We start from the raw sequence: 2,500 nt of genomic DNA, 5'->3' as shown, positions 1-2,500 counted from the left end.
TAACAGGGCGAATTAGTCAGTGGGGGTAGACGCGAAACTTTGTGATCTATCCATGGGCAGGTTGAAGGTTTGGTAACACAAACTGGAGGACCGAACTCATTAGCGTTGAAAAGCTATGGGATGACCTGTGGATAGGGGTGAAAGGCCAATCAAACTGAGAGATAGCTCGTTCTCCCCGAAATGTTTTTAGGAACAGCCTCGTATAAAGAGTTATCATAGAGGTAGAGCTACTAATTGGGCTAGGGGGCTTCACCGCCTACCAAACCCTAATAAACTCCGAATGCTATGATATATCTACGGGAGTGAGGCTGTGGGCGCTAAGGTCCATGGCCGAGAGGGAAATAACCCAGATTAACAGCTAAGGTCCCTAAATGTATGTTAAGTTGAACAAACGCAGTTCAAACCCTAAAACAGCCAGGATGTTGGCTTGGAAGCAGCCATTCATTTAAAGAGTGCGTAACAGCTCACTGGTCGAGGGTTTGGGCACGGAAAATGATCGGGCATCAAACATACTACCGAAGCTTTAGGATCATATCAAGAGATATGATCGGTAGGGGAGCATTCTGTACTGCATTGAAGGTGTACCGCGAGGTATGTTGGAGCGTACAGAAAAGAAAATGTAGGCATAAGTAACGATAAAAAAGATGAAAAATCTTTTCGCCGTAAGACTAAGGGTTCCTGATCAACGCTAATCGGATCAGGGTTAGTCGGGTCCTTAGGCAAAGCCGAGAGGCGTAGCTGATGGCAAACTGGTGAATATTCCAGTACCTGCTATAATTTCGATGGGGTAACGGAGTAGTGAAAGGACTGCGCACTTACGGAATAGTGCGTTAAAGGGTGTAGGTATACTTCTAATAGGTAAATCCGTTAGGGGTGCTGAACCTGATAGTACAGCAAAGCTTCGGCCGCGCTGATAATGTCCCTAAACAGACTTCCAAGAAAAACCTCTAAGGTTAGGTTATAGCAGCCCGTACCGTAAACCGACACAGGTAGTCGAGGAGAATATCCTAAGGCGCTCGAGTGATCCGTGGTAAAGGAACTAGGCAAATTGACGCTGTAACTTCGGGATAAGGCGTACCACAGTGATGTGGTCTCAGTAAAATGGTCCAACCAACTGTTTAACAAAAACACAGGGCCCTGCAAAATCGAAAGATGACGTATAGAGCCTGATACCTGCCCGGTGCTGGAAGGTTAAGGAAGGATGTTCGGAGTAATCCAAAGCTTCTGACTGAAGCCCCAGTAAACGGCGGCCGTAACTATAACGGTCCTAAGGTAGCGAAATTCCTTGTCGGGTAAGTTCCGACCTGCACGAATGGTCTAATGAGTTGGACACTGTCTCTACCACGAGCTCGGTGAAATTGTAGTATCGGTGAAGATGCCGGTTAATCGCAACGGGACGGAAAGACCCCGTGAACCTTCACTACAACTTAACATTGATTTTGAGTGCCAGATGTGTAGGATAGTTGGGAGACTATGAAGCGGCTTCGCCAGGAGTCGTGGAGTCATCGTTGAAATACCAACCTTCTGTTACTTAGAGTCTAACCCTGCAAGGGGGACATTGTTTGGTGGGTAGTTTGACTGGGGTGGTCGCCTCCTAAAAAGTAACGGAGGCTCGCAAAGGTACCCTCAGTACGGTTGGTAATCGTACGTAGAGCGCATTAGTATAAGGGTGCTTGACTGTGAGGCGGACAAGCCGAGCAGGTGCGAAAGCAGGCTAAAGTGATCCGGTGGTTCTGTATGGAAGGGCCATCGCTCAAAGGATAAAAGGTACTCCGGGGATAACAGGCTGATCTCCCCCAAGAGCTCATATCGACGGGGAGGTTTGGCACCTCGATGTCGGTTCGTCACATCCTGGGGCTGGAGAAGGTCCCAAGGGTTCGGCTGTTCGCCGATTAAAGTGGCACGTGAACTGGGTTCAGAACGTCGCAAGACAGTTCGGTCCCTATCTGTTGTGATCGTTAGTAAATTGCGAGGACATGACCTTAGTACGAGAGGACCGGGTCGTACGTACCGCTGGTGTATCTGTTGTGCCGCCAGGTGCAGTGCAGAGTAGCTATGTACGGGCAGGATAAACGCTGAAAGCATCTAAGCGTGAAACCTACCTCAAGATGAGTTTACTTTTAAGGGCCGTCAGAGACGATGACGTTGATAGGCTACAGGTGTAAAGGTGGTGACATCAAAGCCGAGTAGTACTAATTGCCCGTAAGCTTTAATTTTTTATACTTTCCATAGGTTCCGAGCCTTGGCGCATGCTAGGGTTAAGGAATGTGTTTTACGACTTCCCAATATGTAAATTTATTGGTCTAACGACTAGAGATGCCGTATCGCAGGGCAGCAGGATGAAGAGTCCGGTTGCAGAGATCGGTGTAATAAGATCTTATGGTGGTTTTGCCGAGGGTGTTCACCTCTTCCCATTCCGAACAGAGAAGTTAAGCCCCTCATGGCCGATGGTACTGCACTATCATGCGGGAGAGTAGGTAGCTGCCATATTTATTGGAAA

Annotated in this window: 2 rRNA genes (1 of these 2 cut by a window edge); both read left to right on the top strand. The window is 48.1% G+C overall.

The window, feature by feature from the left end:
• A 23S ribosomal RNA gene (locus D3A97_RS24675) occupies nucleotides 1–2,216 on the top strand (it extends 665 nt beyond the left edge of the window).
• A gap of 162 nt (nucleotides 2,217–2,378) precedes the next feature.
• Nucleotides 2,379–2,490: ribosomal RNA gene (gene rrf / locus D3A97_RS24670) — 5S ribosomal RNA — on the top strand.
• The last annotated feature ends 10 nt before the right edge of the window (nucleotides 2,491–2,500 follow it).

Source organism: Chitinophaga alhagiae, assembly GCF_003568665.1.
Taxonomy (GTDB): domain Bacteria; phylum Bacteroidota; class Bacteroidia; order Chitinophagales; family Chitinophagaceae; genus Chitinophaga; species Chitinophaga alhagiae.
This window is presented reverse-complemented; position numbering and strand designations above follow the sequence as displayed.